Below are 21113 nucleotides of genomic sequence, written 5' to 3' on the forward strand. Positions count from 1 at the left end.
CGATAAGCATGTCCAGCGATCCAAAGAATCCGGATTTTCAGGACCCGCGCATCGCGGCGCTCATGGCGTCTGCGGAGCGTGATCGCCCGGTGGCGGACAGCAGCCGGCGTGTGGGCCGGGAAGGCCGTGAATTCTGCATCTATCCGGGCCAGCTCGGTTACGACATGCAGGAGGAACTCGACTTCCTCTCCAACCGCGTCATGGAGGCAAACGTCTTTTTCACCGGCCGGCTTCTTGCTCCGGCCATGCCGCGTATCGACGACAAGACCGTGCGCTTCGCCCTCATTCGCGATGAGAACGGCGCCCGAAGCCGCATGCGGTTTCTGATGCCTTTTACCGTTGAAAAGCCGGGTTTTTCCATCGGTCCTTCCATTATTCGCGTCTGGGCCAATCCTTTCGGGCCACTCGGGACGCCGCTGGTGGATACCGAAGGGGCGGCCGAGACCCTCGATAACCTTTTCGACGCCCTTTCCGACCGGGACATGCGGCTGCCGAATGTTCTGGTTCTGCCGGATGTGCGGCTGGAGGGGCCTTTTGCCCGCATGTTCCGAGCCATCGCGCTCAGCCGCAACCTGCCGGTGACGACGACGGGCCATTATCACCGGCCGATGCTGGAAAGCCTGCTCGATGGCCAGGCTTATCTGCAAAAAGCCCTTGCCCCGCATCATTTGCGGGAAATGCGCCGGCAGTGGCGACAGCTCGAGCGGTTGGGCGCGTTATCCTACACTGTCGCCCGCCAGCCGAAGGATATACGCTACCGCATGGAGGAGTTTCTGGCGCTGGAAGCAAGCGGCTGGAAGGGCCGCAAACGCACCGCGCTGGTCAACGACCGGTATCGCGCGGCCTTCGCCCGTGAGGCGATCACCAACCTGGCCGAAGCCGATGCCGTGCGTATCCACACCATCGATCTCAACGGAAGCGCCATTGCCTCCATGATCGTCTTCATCACCGCCGGCGAGGCCTATACGTGGAAAACCGCCTTCGACGAGAGTTACGCGCAATTCTCGCCCGGCAAGCTGCTGGTACAGAAACTGACCGACTGGCATCTGGACGACGCCAATATTCTCCGCAGTGACAGCTGCGCCGTGCCCGATCATCCTGTCATGAGCCGCTTCTGGCAGGAACGGCAGGAAATGGGCACGCTTGTCGTGGGCCTCACCCAGAACAGTGACAGGGACGTTCGACAGGTTTCCACGCAGGTGGACATGTATCGCAACACCCGTAACCTCGCCCGCAGCCTGCGGCAGAAAATCCTGTCCTTTGGTCGCAAGGGCAACTGAGGCCGGAGGACGCCAACGGCATCCTCCGGATTGTTCGGGTCCAGTTTCAGCGCGAGGCCGTCCGGATCATCTTGCACAATTGCGTCAAAGCTGCATCGTATCCGCCACCCAGAATATCGATGCAACGCCGGGCAAGCCTGATCTGCTCGGTGCGCGACATGTCGTTATAAGCCTGGATGGCATTACGCATGGCGCCAGGCGTTACCGGCCCCGATTTGCCGGGATTGTTCGGATTTCCCGGACTGCCCGGGTTTCCAGGATTGCCCGGATTACCGGGATTGCCCGTGGAACCTGAACCGCCAATGCCGAGACCGACATCAACGCCCAGGCCGCTGGATCCGCCGACATTGGCGCCGACATTGGCATTGACGCCGTTGGAGCCGCCAACGGAGGCGTTCACGCCCGCATTGACCCCGCTGGAACCGCCGACGGATGCGTTGACATCCGCATTGACCCCATTGCTGCCACCAACCGAAGCGTTGACATCCGCGCCCAATCCGCCGCCGCTTCTGCCGCCGACATCGGCACTGGCGTTGACGCCGCCGCTGCCACCAACGGAAGCATCGACACCGAGCCCACCGCTGCCATTACCACCCACGCTCGCATTAACCCCATTCTCTCCACCGATCCCTATATCCAGCGCATGGGCGTTGACCGGCAGGATCAGGCAGGCAGACAATAATAAATTGCGAGAAAAAGCCCTCATAATTTCCTCCCTATGAGTTGGCTACTCCCGCCCCGCGTGGAAACTCCACCCGGCCATTATAAATTCAATTAGCAATTGCGTACATACTAATTTATTAGAACTATCTAAAATTATCATGAAAACGCAACCGCGGATGTATCATTTCGAGACAGCGTGGGCGGTAAAATCGTCCACGCTGCCCTCGTCAGTTTCCGAACCGTTCGACAAGCGTTGCGAGATCAACATGGCCCCGGCAGCTTCCATTGCCTTTAGCCGGTTCTCCACGTTCCAGACCACTCGCATAGACAACAGCGGGATCAGCCTCGAGACGCCTGCGCAACGCGGCAAGCTTTGGCCACCGGCCCGGGTCAGCCACATCGTGAATCTCCAGCCAGCGGGCGACACCGACCAGGATTCCATCCGCGAGGCTCGGCCTGTCGCCGATTGCAAAGGGGGTCACGCCAATCATCTCCTCCAGCAGGTCGTGCCGTCTGATGACGGCGTCCGTTCCATACTGCCGAAGAGCCGATTGCAGGGCCGGGTTCGGCGGCTCCATCTCAAGCGCAACCCACAGCGGGGTGAAAGCGCCGGTGAAGCCGGTGTTGATGAACGCCATAAGCTGGTGCATCAGCTCGGCCTCCCGTGAATGGAGATCGAAACTGATACGCCGCTCGGTGTCGCGTGTTTCCAGCCATGCAGCGATCGCCATCGTCTCGGTCAGTATCTCGCCCCTGTCCGTGATAAGGACGGGCGTTTCGACGCGTCGATTGATACGCTTATAGGCTGCCTGCCGCATTTCACCGAGCATATCCACCCGACAAAGCCTGTACGGCTTGCCAAGCCACTCAAGCGCCGCGACAAGCCCCATCGAACTTCCCGCCGGGAAGCCATAAAGTAAAATCGGTTCCATTTTTCCATACTCTCAGTTTCGAGGGCGCTGCGCAGCGGGTTGAACTTAGCGCCGGGCAGCGCCAAGTAAATTACGAACCTTTTTGTAACCACGAGGCATTGATGAAGGACCTTGTATCCCGTTGCCCCATCGAGGAGGTCATGCAGGTGCTGAGCGGGCGCTGGCCGACGCTCCTGATCTACTACCTGAAGGATGGCACAAAACGCTTCAGCGATCTGCGCAGGGACAACGCGACGATCTCGCATAAGATGCTCGCACTGGAATTGCGCAAACTGGAAGACGCCGGCATCGTTCAACGGACAGAGTTTCAGGGTTATCCGTTGCGCGTCGAATACGACCTGACCCCCGCGGGCAACACGCTTGTACCGCTGATCGACTCTCTCGGCCAATGGTGGGAAACGACGAGCGCCATACCAGAAGCCAGCGGCCCGCCCGGCCACGCCCTACCTGGTGCCAAGGCACAGCGAAACGCTTAAAATTCCAGGGAATGGCAACGATGAGCTGCCATTTGAAAGGCGCGAAGTTACACGCTCAAACGCGCAAATTTCCAGCTTTTGGGGTTGCACGCAGGGTCTCGCCCGTGATAGACGCCGTGACATTACCACCGTTGCCCCAATGGCGGAATTGGTAGACGCGCCGCACTCAAAATGCGGTTCCGAAAGGAGTGCTGGTTCGATCCCGGCTTGGGGTACCATTACCTACACATCTCAATTTTCCCTGCTCCAGATGCTTTTTTCATAGCGGCTTCGATGGGTAGCGTAGAGGCTGGTGTCCTCACGAAAGCTTGCTCATCCGCCTCCGTTTCTTACCAGGCTTTCATTTGCCAGTTGCAGAGGACTGGATTAGACGAATCCCGTAACATTCATCGAGATCGGCGACTTAATTTCGCCATCACGCCCGCCTTTTTGAAAGCCCATTCGGGATATCTGCTTCTTCGCGAAGTTTGGGGAAAATTACATGGCCAATGCGACATCCGCCGATAACAGCCGCACACTCGCCGCTCTCGGCGTCACGGCGGGAATGATCTTTACCGTCGGCTCAGCCCTCGGTTTCCAGCATATTGGCGGTTACACGCCCTGCGCGCTGTGCCTGCTGCAGCGCGATCCCTATTATTACGCCATTCCGCTTGGCATCTTGGCCATTGCATCCAGCATTTTCAAATTGCCGGTTCAAATAACACGGCTGCTTCTTGCCCTTATCGGCGTGGCCATGCTGATTGGGGCCGGCCTCGGCGTCTATCATGCGGGTGTGGAATGGGGTTTCTGGGCGGGGCCGATTACCTGCGCCACCGGGGCGCCTTCCATCACGACCAATGCCGGCGACCTGTTGGGTAACCTCAACGCCATCAAGGCGCCTTCCTGCAATGATGCGGCACTTCGTGTCCTCGGCCTGTCGTTCGCCGGATGGAACGTCATCGCAAGTCTGGCACTTGCGGCAGTCGCCTTTTTCGGCGCAAGCCGTAAAAGCCGCTAAGCGGAAAACCGCGTCGCAGTCCTGAAAGCTCAGGGCTGCAGCTCGGTATCCCAGTAAAGATAGTCCATCCAGCTTTCATGCAGATAATTGGGCGGAAACAGACGCCCATTATTGTGCAGGTCCTGAACCGTCGGCTGGAAAGGCTTCTGCGCCGGGAACATGCCCGCCTGTTTGGGAAGCTTGCTGCCTTTTTTAAGGTTGCAGGGAGAGCACGCCGCCACGACATTGTGCCAGGTGGTTTCGCCGCCATGCGCGCGGGGAATCACATGGTCGAAGGTCAATTCGTCCCGTGTCCCGCAATACTGGCATTCAAACTTGTCCCGCAGGAAGACGTTGAAGCGTGTGAAAGCGGGGTTGCGGGTGGGCTGCACATAGGTCTTGAGGCTGACGACGCTCGGCAGCCGCATGGAAAAGCTGGGTGACGACACCGCATGATCATATTCTGCAATGATGTTCACACGGTCTAGAAAGACGGCCTTGATCGCGTCCTGCCAGGACCATAACGACAAGGGATAATAACTCAGCGGCCTATAGTCTGCGTTCAGAACGAGCGCCGGCAGGGCCTGTGGTGAAACTGCAATCGTCAAGGGCTTCTCCTGAGCGATTCGGCATCTGCACTTGTATATTAGGTCCGTTGTTACAGGATTGTGAAGCCTATAAATGCAGCGGAGAAGAGCTTAATTTTTCAGCGGGAAAAAGGCCCTTTTATGTTCCGGTGAGGCAGGCAGAGGCCGATGGAGCAGCCGGTCGCACGACGAGACAGCGGCGGGCGATTCCATGCGCCGGAACCGTCAAATCCTTCTCACGATAGCTGCAGCATCAATGATATGATCAGCGATACGGCGAGATGAAAACGGCGCTGCCGGCGACGACCATTCGCGCGCCCCGGAGGAAACGGAATGACCGCGCATCGGCATCCAACAGCAGCATTTCGGACGGCGAGCGGCGCATGGATCTTTGCCATTTGCCTGGCGGGTTCGGCACCCGCCCAGCAATATCAGAATTTCGAGATCGCGCCGGATGGCCGCGGCGGTGCGCAGGGAACGATAGGCGGGCGAAATTTCGAAGTGCCCCGCAGTTACGACAGGCCGCCCGCCGGCCGCGTCTCCCCGGACACGCGGCGCGACCGGAGAACCAGCGTGCCGCAGCAGACATGTATCGTCGACGCCGAAGGCCGAACACGCTGCAACTGATGGCATTGCCGCGAGAAAAATGGGATTTCACTAAAAAGCAATCTATCGACTTAAATGGCCTGCAAGAAAGCATCGCTATGTTCCCGGGCATAAGGAAAACAACTGTGCAGGGGCAAGAACATGGCGAAGAAAACAACCCGTGTGGCGGCAAGTCTGGCCATTGCCATCGGCGTGGCGGCAGGCGTGGCGACGACGGCACCGGCCGTTCAGCTCGGCGGCCTCGCGAAAAACCCGGCGGCGTCGCGGCCCGGCCTATTCATGACGACAAGCCGTCCCACGATCGCGCCGATCGCCTTTGCCAAATTCTGCGACAATGCCGCCGACCAATGCGTGCGCATTGGTGATCGTGACACGATCGAACTGACCAAACAGAAACGCGTGGAGCTTCAGCGCATCAACTCCGAGATCAACACCGCAATAACCTATGTTGGCGAACTGGAGGGCGAAGACGAATGGAAGCTGAACCCGACAAGCGGTGATTGCGATGACTATGCGGTGAGCAAGCGGCAGCGCCTGCTGCGTGCCGGCTGGCCTTCCGGCGCCCTGCGCATCGCCACCGCGCGCACCCCCAGCGGTGTCGGCCACGCGGTTCTGGTGGTCAGCACCACCCAAGGGGATTTGGTGCTGGACAATCGTACCAATGTCGTCAAACCGTGGAAGTCCGTGGATCTGAAATGGATCAAGATCCAGTCGCACGAAGACCCGCGTGTCTGGCTGAAACTCTAGGTCTGAAGCAGACATAGTCTTTGCAGGCGAAAAAGAGTATCCTGCCGCTCGCCGATCGAGGCCCCGCCGCGCAAAAACCGCTTCTGGCGAAGCCTTCCGGCAGGGGCCGGGAGCGAGATTCTGAGCGGGCACGACCTGTCTCGGGCGGGTGACGTGGCATCAGCTTCCAACGCTCTTGACCTCGTGTAAGGGAGACAGTATCGGCAGCTATGCCCAAGGTGCTCAACTGGATTCGCGGTCGTAAACAACCAGCCCCCCGCGAGGCGCGGAGACGGCGCAGAGTTGAGCTTGGCGACAGGCTGACATCCTTTCCGATCTATGCTATCGGCGATGTGCACGGCAGTCTCGACCTGCTTTTGCAGGCAGAACAAAAAATCATTGCGGATCTGGCCGGCGACCGCTCTCCCGCCCTTGTCGTGCTGCTCGGCGATTATGTCGATCGCGGACGCGATTCCTGTGGGGTTCTCGAGCATCTGCTGCGGCCGCCGCCTGCGCCACTGCGCCGCATCGCGCTGTGCGGCAATCACGAGCAGCTGTTCAGCGACTTTCTCGAAAACCCGCACGAAAACATGCATTGGCTGGATTTCGGCGGTCGCCAGACGCTTCTGTCCTATGGTGTGGATATTGATTATTTCATTGAAAAGGGCCGCCTGAGGGTTCAACCCTTCAAGGATGCCCTGCTGGGCGCCATTCCCCAGACTCACCGCCAGCTTTTGGCCAATTTGCCGATCTACGCCCGCATCGGGCCCTATATTTTTGTGCATGCCGGCCTGCGTCCGGGTCTGCCGCTCGAAGCGCAGACCGATGAGGACATGCTGTGGATCAGGGAACCTTTTCTGTCCCAGGGCGCGGGACTGGACCTCCTTGTCATCCACGGCCACACGCCGGTGACGGAACCGGAAACCGGGCCGCAACGGGTAGGCATCGATACCGGTGCTTTCACAACCGGCAGGCTGACAGTGCTGAAGATCGTGGAATCGGGTCTTTCGATTATCGTGTAACCCCGTCGCTGTCACCGCCATACAACATGTCGTTTGAATATCCGTTTATTGTTTTGACGAGAGAAATTTCACTTTATTCCTGAAGAAAATTGCCTTTAAAAAAGATGGATACTTAAAATGACTGCAGCATATTTCCGGGAAAAACCGGCCAAAATTTAAACATTCAGGACGCCCCGCCAGCGCCGATACAAACAGGAACACTTTCCCTGATCCCCGATGAAGCTCCGCGGGCGTTTCCCACAAGCCTCGCACGCGAAACCGCAGCGGCAGATAACCCGCTCGGTCGTCGCTTCAGGTCCAGGGCCAGCCAACTGCAAGAGGCTTCATGCGTTATTCCATTCTCGTTCCGGCCTTCAACTCCGAAAAAACCCTGGCGCGCGCACTAGACAGCCTCAGCCAACAGAGCTTCGGTGACTGGGAAGCCCTGATCATCGACGACGCTTCCACCGACGGTACGGCGGAGATGGCAGAAGTCCATGCTGCGCGCGACCCGCGCTTCCGGGTCTTGCGCCAGCCGAAAAATGCCGGCCCGGCCGCATCCCGCAACGCCGGCATCGAGTATGCACGGGGAGAATGGATCGCGCTTCTCGATGCCGATGACACCTACCTTCCCGATCGCCTGAAAAGGCTGGCGGAAATATCCGACCGTGTCGGCCTCGATATGATCGCTGACAATCTCCTGCTTTACGACCTCGGGGCCGATACCATCGTCGGTCCGGCCTTTGCGATGGAGAACGCGCTTTCGAAATGGACGATCCGGACCCTCTGCGAAAACGATGGCCCCGGCCGACACAGCCACGCGGGATGGCTGAAGCCTGTTTTTCGCAGGCAATTGCTTACGGAGAATAATCTTCGCTACCACGACACATTTCGCGTCGGCGAGGATTTTCTTCTTTATGCCGAATTGATTCTCACCGGCTGCAGGGCAGCCATTCTTGATGAGGCGCTCTATCTATACACCACGCCCACCGGCGCAGTATCGGGTCAGCGTTCGACATCGCAGACAATCGTCAATAATGCGCACTTACTCGCCTCGAGTGACATGCTCATCGAGCGGCTGCAGCAGGGGGACGGCGGGCGCAACGCTCTTCTTGAGCGAAAGGCGCGTCTTAATCTGTCGCAACGCCGGGAACCGGTGAAAGCCGAGATGGTAAAGCTCTATAAAAACAGGCAATTGCTGGCTCTTGCCCTAAAAACCATCCGTCACCCGGCCGCATTCCGGGATATTCTGCGCCCGCGACCCGTCTTCCCCGGTCCTGAAAAATTGCGGGCGCTGCCCTTTTCCTGATGGGAGACGACGGCGAAATAGTCTGCAATGCCCCGCTTCAGCGGCGCGACAGAATTTTGCGCAACTCTACCACCGAGGTTTTCGCGACCGCGGGCATGGCCGCGAAAATCAGCGCCGCGTAGATGCAGGCGCCCACCACGACCAGACATGCGAGAGAGATGATCGGAGGCAATCTACCCTCGATGACCTGCTCCAATCCAAATACGGACGCTCCCATGACGATCGATGCACCGAGCGGGATGGCAATGACCCTCATGATTTTCTGGAATTCTACGCCGCCGTAACGCTGGGTATAAAAAACACCCACTGGCCAGACGCCGTATACTTTCGCGACATGCGCCCAGGCGACAGGATAAAGACCGAAAGGGGCGGCAAGGAAACTCAGTCCGATACCGGCGAGCAATTGCAGGACCGAAATTTTGAGATTGAGCCCTGGCCTTTTGATCGCCGCCAGAACACCCCAGGTGAAGGATTCCACCACAAAGGGTATGGCAATGAGGCAGAGAATTTGCAGCACCGGCACCGCGGGTTTCCAGTTTTCGCCAAACAATACTGGAATGAATATAGGCGCAACCGCTGCCATGCCGGCAAAACAGGGAAATGCGAGAAGGCCCGAAAAGCGGATGAAACCGAGACAGGCCTCTTCCACCGAGCCTTTCTGTGCATGGGCCTGCGAGTAGGTCGCCATGGCCACCGAACCGAAAGGAATAACGGCGAACTGGCTGACAAGATCGATACAGCGCCAGGAAAGCCTGATGTAACCCACGGCAGCCGGCGTCAGGAACATGGCCGCGATCAGTTCCTGAAGTCTGAGGTTCATGGCGAGCAGGAAGCTGGCCGAGAAAATTCTGGACCCGAAACTCCATTGGTCAGCCGCGTAATGCCTGACGAAACGGCGGCGCGGCACCCAGCCTGATGCGAGCCAGTTCATGATCGTCGTTGCGATACTGGCCAGCAGGCGCTGGGCCACCATGGCCCATATCCCCCATCCCTGGAGGGCAAGAACTATGGCAATGGCCCCGGCGAGCATGTTGGAAAAAATCGCCCGCATTGCCAGCTTTCGAAACGCGAACGCCCGCTGCAGCCGGGCCTCATGGATACTGCCGGCACCCATGATCAGGAGCACCGCGGAAAGCGCCATCAACACGGGGCCGAGTTCCGCGAGCCCGAACAGGCCGGCGAGGAACGGTGCCGCCACGGACAGCGCAACGCATAAGGCAGCGCCCCAGCCAAGGGAGAACCAGAAGGCTGTATCCGCATAGTCTTCTTCAAGTTGAGGCCGCTGCACCACCGCCTCCGGCAATCCGCCGCGCGCGATGACGAGAATGATATCGACAAAAACCGTGGCGATGGCGACGAGGCCAAACTCATCCGGCGTCAGCAGACGCGCGAGGATAAGAAAAACTGCAAATGAGAGGAAGACATTGCCGTAACCGCCGACGGCGCTCCACAGGGCGCTCGTGACCGACCGCCTCTCAAGGCCCGGGGTATCGTCCTTCGTTTTCAACATGGCCGGCTCCAGTGCGGCCTGTTCAACCCTTCACCCACGGCATCGGGAGCAGGCTCGCGCCGTCGGCGGCCCGTCATGCCGCCGCGGCCCTGCTTTTTGCCAGGACGTCCTCATAGAGTTTCACATAATTCTCGCCTACCCGACGCGAAGTGGATTCCTCGACAATATTTCCGAAGTCGGCTTCCGTCGGCAATTGCTCGCGTGACAGTGTCAGCACCCGACGGATACGGGCAGCCAGATCGGCAGCATTGCCGGGTTCGAACAGCCAGTCATGATTGGTCTCGCCGATCAGTTCCGGAATGCCGCCGGAGGCGGCGCCGATGACCGGCACGCCCATCGCATAGGCCTCATAGATCGTGCGTGGTGAGGGTTCTGCCCAGAACGAGGGAACGATGAGAACATCGATCTGTTCGAAAAACTCCTTCGGTTTCGCCCAGCCGATGAATTCGATCGGCAGATCGCCGGCCTGCGCCTTGAAGCGCTCAATGGAATCGTCCATCGCGTGGCCCGCCACCAGACAGCGCCAGTTGCCATGACCGATTTCCCTGAAAGCATCGACCATGTTGCCGACGCCTTTCTCCGTATTGATGCGGCCTATGTAACCGAAGGTCATGGGCTGGCCGCTGCGGTCGATCTGTCGTCGCGCCACGGGGTCGCCTTCCGGTACGGTGCAGGAATAAAATATGACGCGCCGCAGGCTTTCCGGAATATGATGGAAAAGCCCGTGATTGACATGCGTCCTGAGGATTTCCGTACCGACGCTCGCGACCGCGCCGATATAACGCTGTGTGAATTTCTTTGTGAAATTCACCACCTGACAGCCCAGATGAATATGGTCGCACGGTTTGCCACCCTTGAACATGGCGGCGTTGCCGCATAGCAGGTCATATTCGCAAATCGTATGCACGATCGGAATGCGGCGCTTATGCGCCGCCCGCCACACCAGCGTGGTAACATCGAGCAACGAATGCGTGTTGAGGACATCGGGCCTGAAATCGTCAAGAACCGCCTCGAATTGCTTCTCGACGTTGAAATTCCATTGTTGCCTGATCTTCTGCATCCGCCTTTGCTGCGGCGTATATTGCGGCCAGTCTTCCAGCCAGAAATCATTGTTGTGGAACATGCGGTAGACGCTGACGCCATTGCGCACCGACTTCGCCTCGGCCTGGCGCTCTATGCAGGCGGCACCCACCGTATGCCCCATGGCAACCAGTTCCTCTGCCAGATGCTCGACCGAGCGTTCGCATCCACCGACGATATGCGGCGGGTAAAGACTGCTGAGATGGAGGATTCGCATGGGGCTACGCTCAATATCCTTTAAAATTTATATTTCCGCACCGGTACCGCTGAACCGACCAAAAGGAACGGTCGTGAAAGGGCGGCGACCAGGCCGAAGGAAGTAACAATTTAAAAATCAACATCAGAATATCGGGCTTAAAGAGCACCGAAAACACCGCCGTTTCAAGTGATTTTTTGCGGCGCCGCGGAATTCATGCCGTATTGCAAAAAAGAATCTCAGTTGCTAATTATATTCGAATATAAAACCTAACAATATGCAGCCCCGCCGCTGCACCATTGATATTATTATTTTATTTTAGAAAATTTCGATTCCCATGTCTTCTCAAAGTAGCGGAAAGCTTCCGAGAAACTATAATCTCGACATGTTGCGCGGTCTTGCCGCAGTTTGCGTTGCTTATTCTCATTTGGCCCTGAAGATGCACAATCGCGGCGATACTGATGGAGTGACCCGGGCCCTTTTCGATGTCACCAAGGTTTTTCTCGATGTCGGCAAATTCGGCGTGATCGTGCTGTTCGCGCTCGGCGGTTACTTCATTCTCTCATCGCTGCAAAATGCCGCCATGCGGTATCGGAAACCGCTTACCGCCTTTGTACTGCATCGGTTTTTCCATCTTTATCCCGCCTACTGGCTGTCACTTTTTTTCGGCGTGCTGCTGCCCTGGGATGACCCGGGCAAGATATTCCCGGCCCATGTCGTCGCCATCAACGCCACGATGCTGCAGGGCTTTTTCATGACGGAAAATGTCATGGGACTCTACTGGACCCTGCAGATCAACCTGACTTTTTACGCGCTGTGCGTGCTGCTGTTACTGATGGGACGAGCAGCCGATTTGCGGGTGGTGACGGCTGCAACAGTTGCGCTTTTTGGTTTTGCGGCAATTCTTTCCCTCGTAAGATACAAGCTCGGCATCAAGATGCCGGTTGCCCTGCCGCTGATGGTGGGTGTGTGCTTTCTGGCATCGCTGTGGAAGGCGTCAGATGCCGGGCGCAACCGTGACAGTCGATATTGTGCCTGGATTGCGGTCGGCACTTTCTACGCAACGCTTCTCCCCATCTGCCTCCTGGCCTATTCGCATGACTACGGCTTCGAGGAGACCTGGTATCGCTACGCCATCAGCTACGGCACAGGCATGACGGTTTTCCTTGTGGTTTCGGCGATGAAGAGGCCTGTCCTCAATCGGCTGGCGCCCCTCGGCGGTGCAAGCTACGCCATTTTTCTGTGTCATCCGTCCGTCTATGCGGCTCTCGACAGGATCGGGTTTACGCCAGCCAATACATCGCTGTCCCCATCCATCGTTATGGCTATTTCTGTCCTCTTGGCCATCACATGCGGCCTGGCCGCCAATCGTTTTGTTTTAGCACCCGTGCTCGCCTGGGGAGAGAATGTCGTCAATTCGGCATCACGCAGACATTTAAGTGCAACCTTGGCCCGTTAAATTGAGATAGGAACATAGTCAGCACGAATAACGGCAGGAGATGTTGATGAAAGAAAACAGGCCTGTCGGTGCTCGCTCCATGACGCGACGCACATTGCTGTCTGCAGCCTCTTTCGCCTTCGCCGCAGCCGGTGGTCTGCGTGCCGCACCGGCGCAGGTCAAAGCCGATTTTTCTGCCAATACCGAGGCATTTCTGGACAGCGTCGGAGTGTGCGGCCATTTCACCCGCACACGTGGTGTCTATCCGGAACAATTCGACCGCATCCTTCCGGAACTCAAGGCTCTCGGAGTGCGCCATTTACGCGACGAAGGCATCATCTTTCCTGAAGACCGCCGGGAAAGCGCCTCCTTTAAGCGGCTGCGCCAGATCGTTGCGTCAGGCCTGCGCCTCACCGTCATCTGTTTTGACGATCTCAACCCCTATCTGAGCACGCCATTGGACAGGCTCGTGGATTTCTACGACTGGTGCGATGGCGGCATCGAGGTTTTCGAAGGCAGCAACGAACCCGTGCTTACGTCCGATCCGCAAAATGCGCCGCGCCTTTCGGCGCAACATCAGACGGCATTGCACGACGCGATCCGCGCAAACCCCGCGCTCAGGGATCTTCCCCTCGCCGCGCCAAGCTACGTCCTCAGCAACCGTGCGCTGGCGTTTGATCTCGCCAAGGTTTGCCAATATGGCAATATTCATCCCTATGCGGGCATGGAACACCCCGAAACGACCGGGCCGGGCGCCCTCTCGAAGTCTCTTGCCGCTTCTGCGCACATAGCAGCAGGCAGGCCGACGCTCGCCACCGAAATCGGCTACCATAGCGCCCTGAAGACCCAGAGCTTTCATTTTCCTGTCACCGAAGGAATAAGGGCGCGCTACATGCCGCGCACGCTCCTGTGGTGCTTCATCAATGGTATCCGCCGGACATATATCTATGAAATGGTGTCAAGCTTCGCCCGGGATGACACCAATCCCGAGTCCTCCTTCGGCCTGCTGCGCCACGATCTGAGCCGCACCGCCGCCTATGAGGCGGTGCGCGCCCTGCTCTCGCTCCTGACGGCAAGACGCCAGACCGCGCCCACGCAATGCCAGCTCGAATTCGTCGAAAGCGCCTCCGAAAGTGTTTCCCTGAGACTGTCGCGACCGGATGGCGCGCTGCTTGTGCCGGTGTGGCTTGCAATATCGGGCTGGCAATGGCCGGCGCAGATCGAAAACCCGCCAGCCGAACGTGCAGCAAGCTTTATCGTTACCGGTCCACACAGCCAGGTGATTGCCCACCGGTTTCAGGACGACGGCTCCGTTATCCAGCGCATTATTCCGCAGGAAGGCGGGCAATATCGGCTTGCCGTCAGCGACCAGCTGACGGTGCTGGAAGTTTTTTGAACGAAAATGTTGTAACGCCGGATTTTGTGCATTGCATGAAACTGCTATTTGGCATGATAGTAGCTCCATGTTTTTTACTCTTATGAGCGTCATGTTTTTTATAAATTTGTAGAAAGATGAGAACACAAATATCTCAAACCTCTTTTGTAGGCGGATCAAGACGCCTCGATACCCTTCAGTTGATGCGCGCGGTGGCGGCCACGATGGTCGTTGCGCTGCATGCCCATGCCAACTGGAAATTTTCTCTTTTTCCGCTGCCAACGGAGAAGTTGGGCGCCGGCGTCGACTTGTTTTTCGTCATCTCCGGTTTTGTAATCGTCTATGCTTCCCAGTCCAATTTCACGAAATCAGGGGGCAGATTGGCCTTTCTGCTCCGTAGACTTATACGCATTGTCCCCCTTTACTGGTTCGCTCTTACCTTGCGCCTTGTAGCACTGGGAGCAGCGGCCATTCTCGGTATTAAGTCCTTCCCGTCACTCGAGTCTATCCTCACGTCTTATTTCTTCATTCCCTATGACAGCATGGGATATGGCGATAGGTATCCGTTCCCAATACTCGATCTTGGGTGGACACTGAACTACGAGATGTTTTTTTACGCAATATTCGCACTGTTCATCGTTCTACCAATGGAACGTGCCGTCTTATATGTGGCGGCGGCCTTGGTCAGTGGCGTCCTAGTGGGCTTGTTCTTCAATGTGGCGTTGCCGTTCAGCTTTTGGCTTCAACCCATCGTTCTCGAATTTGTTGGCGGGATGTTCCTGGCCGTCGCCTACCTTAGAGGGGTCAGGCTCAACCCGGTAATCGGCGCTGCGGTCGGCCTTTGCGGGCTGGCCGTCTGGAGCCTCATAGATCTGCGCATTTTCGAATCCTATGGTAACCCTGGTTTCTATTCCTTTCCTCGCCTTTCCGTTCTCGGCGGCGGTGCCTTTCTTTTGATGGCTGCAGCCACGTTGACACGAGAGATCGGTCTGCCTCGTTTCGCGCGGCCCATTTCGGCGCTCGGAGACTCCTCTTATGCGCTTTATTTGCTTCACCCGTTTATTTTTCTAGTTTTAAAGGGGATTCTCAACGTCGTGGAGATTCAACAGCAATGGAGTAGCGCCATCTATATTTCCGTTATCGGAATAACGGTCACCACCGCACACCTCTTTCACCTCTTCGTAGAGAAGCCTACAACAGAATGGCTCAGAAGCCAGTTTAAAACGCGGCGGGCAAAAACGGTCACGTCTTGATGGTGAACGTGGGAGTCGGTGAAGGCAGCCGTTAATTGTATTCAGAGTTACTGCGCCCATAGTATTTTAGCACTTGATCCGCCGCCTAGCCTATGCGATCTAAGAAGAACATTTTAAGTGCTGAATAACCATATCGGCATTGCGCGTAATTAAAGTCGTATTTTAAAAATTTGGAGAGTTGTGATGTCTCGCCTTCTTAATGGCTCGGCGCTCACCGGTGCGATATTGATTATCGGCACGGTTATAGTTTCCGCCTCAGCCCATGCACAGAATGTCGAACCTGCGCCAGGCGCGCCGCAGCAGCAGGCCGCGCCCGCCCAGAGCGTGGCGACAGGCGCACCGGTCAAATCCCCCGATGAAAGCACCGCCGCCTTTCTGGGGCGGGTGAACACAACCAGTCCGGACATGGTTCCCCTTGCCGCCGCTGAAGCGTTCAAGCAGTCTCCGACGTCGCCAACGGTCAGGGACCTGATCGCCGTCGCTTCCAGCACCGATGCCGCCACGGCCGAGCTGGCGGCGAAGGTGACGGGCGGATTTCCGATCATCGCCGTCTCCACCAGTGCCGCACAGTTTTCCGAGCAGATTTCCGCACTTGTACTGAGCGACTCCAGCCAGTTGCCCGCCGTCGTCGCATTGGCACAGAAGGTCGGCAACAAGGATTTCTCGGAAGTGGTGGGCGAAGGTCTGGCGCTTGCCTATTCCGCGGCGATGCAGAACAACAACACGATCCTTGCGGCCGCCATTCAGCTGCAGACGAAGGGCGCGGGCGTGCCTTCCGATCTGCTGATCGCCTTCAGCGAAAACATTGAAGGAACCGCGGCCGGCCCGGCGGCGGCAGCAGCACCCGCGGCCGCAGCAGCCGCCTCGCCGATCGGCGGCGCAGGCTCCACGCCTGCGAGCGGCAACAGCGTCGGTGGTTCGGCGGGCGGCCAGACCGGGGCGGGTACCGCGCAGTCCGGTGGAACAGGCGCGCCTGCCGGCCGTGGCAGATCGCTTTCCACCGGCAGCACCAGTACGCCGGTCAGCACCAGCCCCGTTTAACAAAGCCCGGCCTTGCCGATCCCTACGGGAGCGGCGATCGCCCGAAACGTGATGCAACCGGGACTTTGGCAGGCCCTGTGCCTGCCTAAAAAGCGAGGCTGACAGTTGTTGCAAAGGCACGATCCACTGACAATGGCCGATTTCGATAAAAACGGCTTTACGGCTGACTTTATCGATATAGATGCCGCACTTGCGACGGTTCGCCGTCAGTGGCGCATCGTGCTGGCGGCCGTCGCGGTTGCCGGGGCAATCGGCCTTGCTTTCGCAGCCACAGCCGTTCCGATCTATTCGGCTACTGCAACCCTTTTGATAGACCGCAACAACAGCCAGGTTGTCGAACAGCTTTCGACGATCGGGGGCGTGATCGAGGACGAGGCGTCCATTCTCAGCCAGGTCGAGGTGCTGCAATCGGAAACCATCGGCCTCGCCGTGGTCGACAGCCTCAACCTGACGGAAAACCAGGAATTCAGGGCGACACGCGCCTCGTTCCTAAGCTCCGTGCTGGGCACCATCCGCTCACTTGTCAACGTATCGCAATGGTTCGCGCCGGCGACAAAAGAGGCGGTAGTGGATGACGGAACCCTGAAAAGGGGTCTTTCGGACCGGTTGCTGCAGGGTCTCAGCGTCAAGCGTATCGGCCGGACCTATGCGCTGGAACTCACCTATAATTCGACGTCGCCGGTCCTTGCAGCGCAGATCGTCAACGCGGTCGCCGCAGCCTATCTGGTGGACAAGCTGAATTCCAAATATGAGGCAACGAGGCGGGCGAGCGACTGGCTGTCCGATCGCATTGCCGAACTGCGCCAGAGGGCGCTCGACACCGACCTCGCCGTCCAGAAATTCCGTGCTGAGCATAACCTGATCTCGACCGGCAATAACGGGCTGCTTTCCGACCAGCAGCTGGCGGAGTCGAACAGCGCGCTTATCCTGGCGCAATCGGAAACCGCCAGGGCGCGGGCAAGAGTGCAACGTATCGAACACATCCTCGCTACCGACGATGTCGATGCGGTCGTGACGGATATTCTCGACAGTTCGGTCGCAAATGACCTGCGGAAGAAATATCTCGAATCCTCGAAGATCGAAGCCGAGATCACCGGTCGGCTGGGCGCCAACCATGTGCAGGCGGTGCGTCTGCGCAACGAGATGCAGGAATATCGCAGGCTGATGTTCCAGGAAATCAGCCGTATCGCGCAAAGTTATAAGAGCGATCTGGAAGTTTCCGAAGCAAGGGAGAAATCCCTGGCCGAAACCGTCGCCAAGGCCACCAATATCAGCAACTCCGCCGGCGAGACGCAGGTTCAGCTTCGCGAACTGCAGCGCGAGGCGGAAACCTACAAGAACATGTATCAGACATTCCTGCAGCGTTATCAGGAGGCCATGCAGCAGCAGTCCTTCCCGGTGACGGAAGCGCGCGTGATCTCCAAGGCCGTACCGCCGAGAACGCCGAGCAAGCCGAACAAGGCGCTCATTCTGGCGCTGTTCATGATCATGGGCGCGGCCGCGGGGGGCGGCGTCGCCATGTTCCGCGAATTCCGCGATCGCTTTTTTCGCACGGGGGAGCAGGTCCGCGACGTGCTTGGCCTGGAATTTCTGGGCAATACACCGCTTGTGCCGAACAAGCTGGCCGCAGACACGGAACCGAGAGGGCAAGATGGCGGCCCAACCGTCACGCGCCCCTCCGGCGTTGCCCGTTATGCCGTAGACCACCCGCTCTCCTCCTTCGCCGAAACACTGCGCAGCACGCGGCTGGCGATCGATCTCGGCATAGCGGCAAAAAACGGCGCCAGGGTCGTCGGCGTCGTCTCCGCCCTGCCGAGTGAGGGAAAATCGACAATTTCCATCAATCTCGCGCAGCTTCTGGCCGCACAGGGCGCAAGGGTGCTGCTGCTCGATGCGGATATTCGCAACCCGGGCGCCACCCGCGCCCTTGCCCGCCACGCGACAGCAGGCCTGCTTGAAGTGCTGCTGGAAGGTCGCTCCATCCGCGAGGCGCTTGTGCATGATGAAAAGACTCGGCTTGCTTTCCTGCCCACGGTCGTCAAGCAGCGTGTCCCGCACTCCTCGGAACTCCTGACTTCCGCGCAGATGCACCGCCTGCTGGCCGAGGCAAGCGGTGCCTTCGATTACATCATCGTCGACCTGCCGCCACTTGGCCCCGTTGTTGATGCGCGGGCGATGGCCGGCCGGATCGACGGCTTCGTTTTCATCACGGAATGGGGCAAAACCGCACGGCGGGCGGTTCGCAACACCATCGAAAACGAAGTTCAAATCCGCAAGAAATGTCTGGGCGTCATTCTCAACAAGGTCGACACGGAGAAGCTCAAGCTTTACCGGGCTTACGGTTCAAGCGAATATTATCATTCCCGCTACACGCGATATTATCATGACTAGGACCGCTGGCGTGCCGAGCCTGCGCAGGGTCCTGACGGTCACGCCGGTATTGATCGTTTCGCTATTTGTGTTGTTGCTCGCGGCCCAGGCTTTTTCCGAAACACGACGGTTTTCCGATATCATCGCTTTGGCGCGCATTGCCGACGAGGACAATGGTCTCTCTCCCGATCTGCTGACGAAAACCGTCGAGGGTCTGCAGCCCGTCATTGCCGAAAAAATCTGCCGTTCGGATATCATCAAGGCCGGGATGCGGCTCGTGCTTGCCGATATCGACGCCCATGCCGGGGATGCATCGCCAGAAGCGGATGCCATGCGCCTCGGTTTTGCCGAAACCTATATGCGCCACGCCCTGTCGTGTCTTCCCGCCAATGGCGATGTCTGGCTGCGCCTCGCCATGGTTCGCTCGTTGCGCAACGCATCTGCCATGGAAATCGCCGTGCTGACGAATTTCTCCCAGCTTTATGGCCCCGCCGATGCCAATCTGATCCGCGGGCGCTTCGTCATCTGGCAACAATTTACCAAAAGCGCCCTACCGCAGGCTGAGGCGGCCCGTGAAGCCGATACCGCGATTGTCTGCGGCAGGCAGGGCGAAATATTGCGATGGTCGTTGCGGCATGTCTGCTCCCAGGAGCTTCAGACCGGCATGCAAAGCGCCAAACCACGGCCCTGAGATACACGGAAGCGCCAAGTACTTTCTTTAGTTCATCGTCACCACAACAAGCAGATCTCAAAAGCCGAACATCATGCAGATCCTCGACGCTCCACCGGAATTGCTGTCATCCTCGCCGCCCCGGCCGGCATTTGTTCTGCATCGCGCCCAGGCAATCGTCACGATCGCTTTCTGGACCATATTCCTGCTTGCCTTGCTCAATCGCGGCGCAACCGACATCGAAAGCCGGATCGTCATCACATTCGCCGCCTATCTGCTGCTCCTTGCCGCCCTGCCTCTCTTCGGCCCGCCCCAGCCCGCCATAGGGAAGGCCCTGGCAGCGGCCTGTCTTCTGCTCGGCGCACTGATGCTTCAGGTCTTGCTTCAGACATCCGCCAGGCAGGGCGTACTGCCGTCCAACCCCGCCTGGTCCGCCGCCGCGATGTTTACGCAGGTGGCGCCCGCAGCCACGATCTCGCTCACGCCGGCAGATGACTGGCTGGGCCTGCTGAGCGCCGCCTTGCCCTTTGGCGCCTTCATGACCGGGCTCGTGATCTTTAATACGGACGAGCGTGCAGCAAAAGCACTGCGATGGTTCGCAATCGCCGGCGGCTGGCTGTCGCTGGGCGCGATCCTGCAATTTCTCCTGTTTCCCGATATGCTCGGCCTTATTCAAAAGCGTTTTTATCTCAGCAGCCTGACGGGGCTCTTCGTCAACCGCAATACGGCAGCGACTTTCTTCGGGCTTATCCTGCTCACGCTTGTGGTGCTGCTGAGTAACAAGCTGGCGGCTCCGGATTGGGGAAGGGTGAGAGCGCTTGTGGCAAACCGCCTGACGGTGCCGGGCGATCAAAAACGCCTCATCCGCCACGCCGCCTTCATCGGCCTTCTGACCGGGTTCTGTTTCATCGCCCTGATGCTGACGGGATCACGCGCGGGCATCATGTCCAGTTTCGCGGCGCTGCTTTTGCTCATCCCTCTCATCGTTTTCAACTCACCCGGGCCCGGCCGGAATGTCGCGCCCTCACGGCGCAGAAGACGCGGCTCCAGACGACGCGCAGCAATCCTGCTCGCCATCGCCATCGGCCTCTTCGCCCTTTTTGCAAATCGTGTAGCGCTGCGTATGGAAACACGTCTCGAAGACGACATGCGCTTCTGCTATATGCCCGGTATTGCACGCGCGATAACGGATAACTGGCCCCTGGGCGCGGGGCTGGCCAGCTTTTCAGAAACCTACGCTCCCTATCATTCCGCGCAATGCGGCGTCGATGCCGTCGTCACCCATGCCCATAATGTGTATGCCGAGGGCTTGCTGACCCTCGGAGCCGCTTTCCCGTTTTATGCGGCATTTTTCCTGTTCGGCCAGTTGCTTATTTTCATTCGCGGGGCCCGCAGGCGCAAAACTTATCGTTATGCCTCGCATCTCGGCCTCGCCGGGCTGCTGCTGGTGGCGCTGCACTCGTCCCTCGATTTTTCACTGCAAGTGCCGGGCTTCGCCATGGCTTACGCCGTTTTCCTCGCACCCATCGTCACCCTTTGCCTGCACCCACCAGGAGCAGATCGGCGCAGACAAACTTCGGCCAATGCCGCTTCCTCCGTCTCGGCCGCCGGCACAGGAACTTAA

General features: G+C 58.4%; 19 protein-coding genes and 1 tRNA gene. 15 read left to right on the forward strand and 5 right to left on the reverse strand.

Annotated features, from left to right (window positions below; all coding sequences use genetic code 11):
* The first annotated feature begins 8 nt into the window (after positions 1 to 8).
* Positions 9 to 1280 carry a GNAT family N-acetyltransferase gene (locus tag HQN82_RS16400; RefSeq protein ID WP_173615257.1) on the forward strand — a complete coding sequence of 424 codons (1272 nt, stop codon included), beginning with the start codon at positions 9 to 11 and terminating at the stop codon, positions 1278 to 1280.
* A gap of 46 nt (positions 1281 to 1326) precedes the next feature.
* Here HQN82_RS16400 and uppQ read toward each other — a convergent pair whose 3' ends face one another.
* On the reverse strand, positions 1327 to 1986 hold the full coding sequence (uppQ, locus tag HQN82_RS16405) for a polysaccharide biosynthesis GNAT family N-acetyltransferase UppQ (RefSeq protein ID WP_003585617.1): 660 nt from the start codon (positions 1984 to 1986) through the stop codon (positions 1327 to 1329).
* A gap of 184 nt (positions 1987 to 2170) precedes the next feature.
* A complete protein-coding gene (locus HQN82_RS16410; RefSeq protein WP_173615258.1) occupies positions 2171 to 2875 on the reverse strand; it encodes a glutathione S-transferase family protein in 705 nt (234 codons plus the stop codon).
* A gap of 101 nt (positions 2876 to 2976) precedes the next feature.
* Here HQN82_RS16410 and HQN82_RS16415 point away from each other — a divergent pair, with 101 nt between their 5' ends.
* The 3 genes from HQN82_RS16415 to HQN82_RS16425 all read left to right on the forward strand — a co-directional run bounded on the left by HQN82_RS16415 (position 2977) and on the right by HQN82_RS16425 (position 4348).
* Positions 2977 to 3351 (forward strand): winged helix-turn-helix transcriptional regulator, encoded by a 375-nt coding sequence (locus HQN82_RS16415; RefSeq protein WP_173615259.1) that lies wholly within the window; start codon positions 2977 to 2979, stop codon positions 3349 to 3351.
* A 133-nt stretch (positions 3352 to 3484) separates the two neighbouring features.
* Positions 3485 to 3569: transfer RNA gene (locus HQN82_RS16420), tRNA-Leu, on the forward strand.
* A 263-nt stretch (positions 3570 to 3832) separates the two neighbouring features.
* On the forward strand, positions 3833 to 4348 hold the full coding sequence (locus HQN82_RS16425) for a disulfide bond formation protein B (RefSeq protein WP_003585612.1): 516 nt from the start codon (positions 3833 to 3835) through the stop codon (positions 4346 to 4348).
* Between the two features lie 29 nt (positions 4349 to 4377).
* Here HQN82_RS16425 and HQN82_RS16430 read toward each other — a convergent pair whose 3' ends face one another.
* Positions 4378 to 4935 (reverse strand): HNH endonuclease, encoded by a 558-nt coding sequence (locus HQN82_RS16430; RefSeq protein WP_003585610.1) that lies wholly within the window; start codon positions 4933 to 4935, stop codon positions 4378 to 4380.
* Positions 4936 to 5247: 312 nt separating this feature from the next.
* Here HQN82_RS16430 and HQN82_RS16435 point away from each other — a divergent pair, with 312 nt between their 5' ends.
* From HQN82_RS16435 to HQN82_RS16450, 4 genes are all read left to right on the forward strand, one after another.
* Positions 5248 to 5541, forward strand: coding sequence for a hypothetical protein (locus tag HQN82_RS16435; protein WP_173615260.1), 294 nt, complete (start codon positions 5248 to 5250; stop codon positions 5539 to 5541).
* Positions 5542 to 5661: 120 nt separating this feature from the next.
* Entirely contained in the window at positions 5662 to 6267 is a 606-nt protein-coding gene (locus tag HQN82_RS16440) for a transglutaminase-like cysteine peptidase (protein WP_173615261.1), read from the forward strand.
* A 209-nt stretch (positions 6268 to 6476) separates the two neighbouring features.
* Complete coding sequence (locus tag HQN82_RS16445) at positions 6477 to 7268, forward strand: metallophosphoesterase family protein (RefSeq protein WP_034497135.1); 792 nt, start codon at positions 6477 to 6479, stop codon at positions 7266 to 7268.
* Positions 7269 to 7593: 325 nt separating this feature from the next.
* The gene (locus HQN82_RS16450) at positions 7594 to 8556 is read left to right on the forward strand and encodes a glycosyltransferase family 2 protein (protein WP_173615262.1); all 963 of its coding nucleotides are present in this window, start codon (positions 7594 to 7596) and stop codon (positions 8554 to 8556) included.
* Between the two features lie 37 nt (positions 8557 to 8593).
* On the opposite strand, the gene HQN82_RS16455 is transcribed toward HQN82_RS16450, so the two are convergent.
* Both HQN82_RS16455 and HQN82_RS16460 read right to left on the reverse strand, forming a co-directional pair.
* A complete protein-coding gene (locus HQN82_RS16455; protein ID WP_137069498.1) occupies positions 8594 to 10066 on the reverse strand; it encodes a lipopolysaccharide biosynthesis protein in 1473 nt (490 codons plus the stop codon).
* 73 nt (positions 10067 to 10139) lie between these two features.
* Entirely contained in the window at positions 10140 to 11363 is a 1224-nt protein-coding gene (locus HQN82_RS16460) for a glycosyltransferase family 4 protein (RefSeq protein WP_003585598.1), read from the reverse strand.
* Between the two features lie 316 nt (positions 11364 to 11679).
* Here HQN82_RS16460 and HQN82_RS16465 point away from each other — a divergent pair, with 316 nt between their 5' ends.
* The 7 genes from HQN82_RS16465 to HQN82_RS16495 all read left to right on the forward strand — a co-directional run bounded on the left by HQN82_RS16465 (position 11680) and on the right by HQN82_RS16495 (position 21113).
* On the forward strand, positions 11680 to 12801 hold the full coding sequence (locus HQN82_RS16465; RefSeq protein ID WP_173615263.1) for an acyltransferase family protein: 1122 nt from the start codon (positions 11680 to 11682) through the stop codon (positions 12799 to 12801).
* Positions 12802 to 12847: 46 nt separating this feature from the next.
* Entirely contained in the window at positions 12848 to 14176 is a 1329-nt protein-coding gene (locus HQN82_RS16470; RefSeq protein WP_173615264.1) for a hypothetical protein, read from the forward strand.
* Between the two features lie 182 nt (positions 14177 to 14358).
* Positions 14359 to 15408 carry an acyltransferase family protein gene (locus HQN82_RS16475; RefSeq protein ID WP_234904924.1) on the forward strand — a complete coding sequence of 350 codons (1050 nt, stop codon included), beginning with the start codon at positions 14359 to 14361 and terminating at the stop codon, positions 15406 to 15408.
* 183 nt (positions 15409 to 15591) lie between these two features.
* On the forward strand, positions 15592 to 16449 hold the full coding sequence (locus HQN82_RS16480) for a hypothetical protein (protein ID WP_034497146.1): 858 nt from the start codon (positions 15592 to 15594) through the stop codon (positions 16447 to 16449).
* A gap of 132 nt (positions 16450 to 16581) precedes the next feature.
* The gene (locus HQN82_RS16485; RefSeq protein ID WP_173615266.1) at positions 16582 to 18840 is read left to right on the forward strand and encodes a polysaccharide biosynthesis tyrosine autokinase; all 2259 of its coding nucleotides are present in this window, start codon (positions 16582 to 16584) and stop codon (positions 18838 to 18840) included.
* Positions 18833 to 19510: a hypothetical protein gene (locus HQN82_RS16490; RefSeq protein WP_173615267.1), complete on the forward strand. Its 678-nt coding sequence runs from the start codon at positions 18833 to 18835 to the stop codon at positions 19508 to 19510. Before HQN82_RS16485 ends, HQN82_RS16490 begins: the two co-directional genes overlap by 8 nt.
* A 73-nt stretch (positions 19511 to 19583) precedes the next feature.
* The gene (locus tag HQN82_RS16495; protein WP_173615268.1) at positions 19584 to 21113 is read left to right on the forward strand and encodes an O-antigen ligase family protein; all 1530 of its coding nucleotides are present in this window, start codon (positions 19584 to 19586) and stop codon (positions 21111 to 21113) included.

This window comes from Agrobacterium pusense, assembly GCF_013285525.1.
In the GTDB taxonomy this organism is placed as follows: domain Bacteria; phylum Pseudomonadota; class Alphaproteobacteria; order Rhizobiales; family Rhizobiaceae; genus Agrobacterium; species Agrobacterium pusense.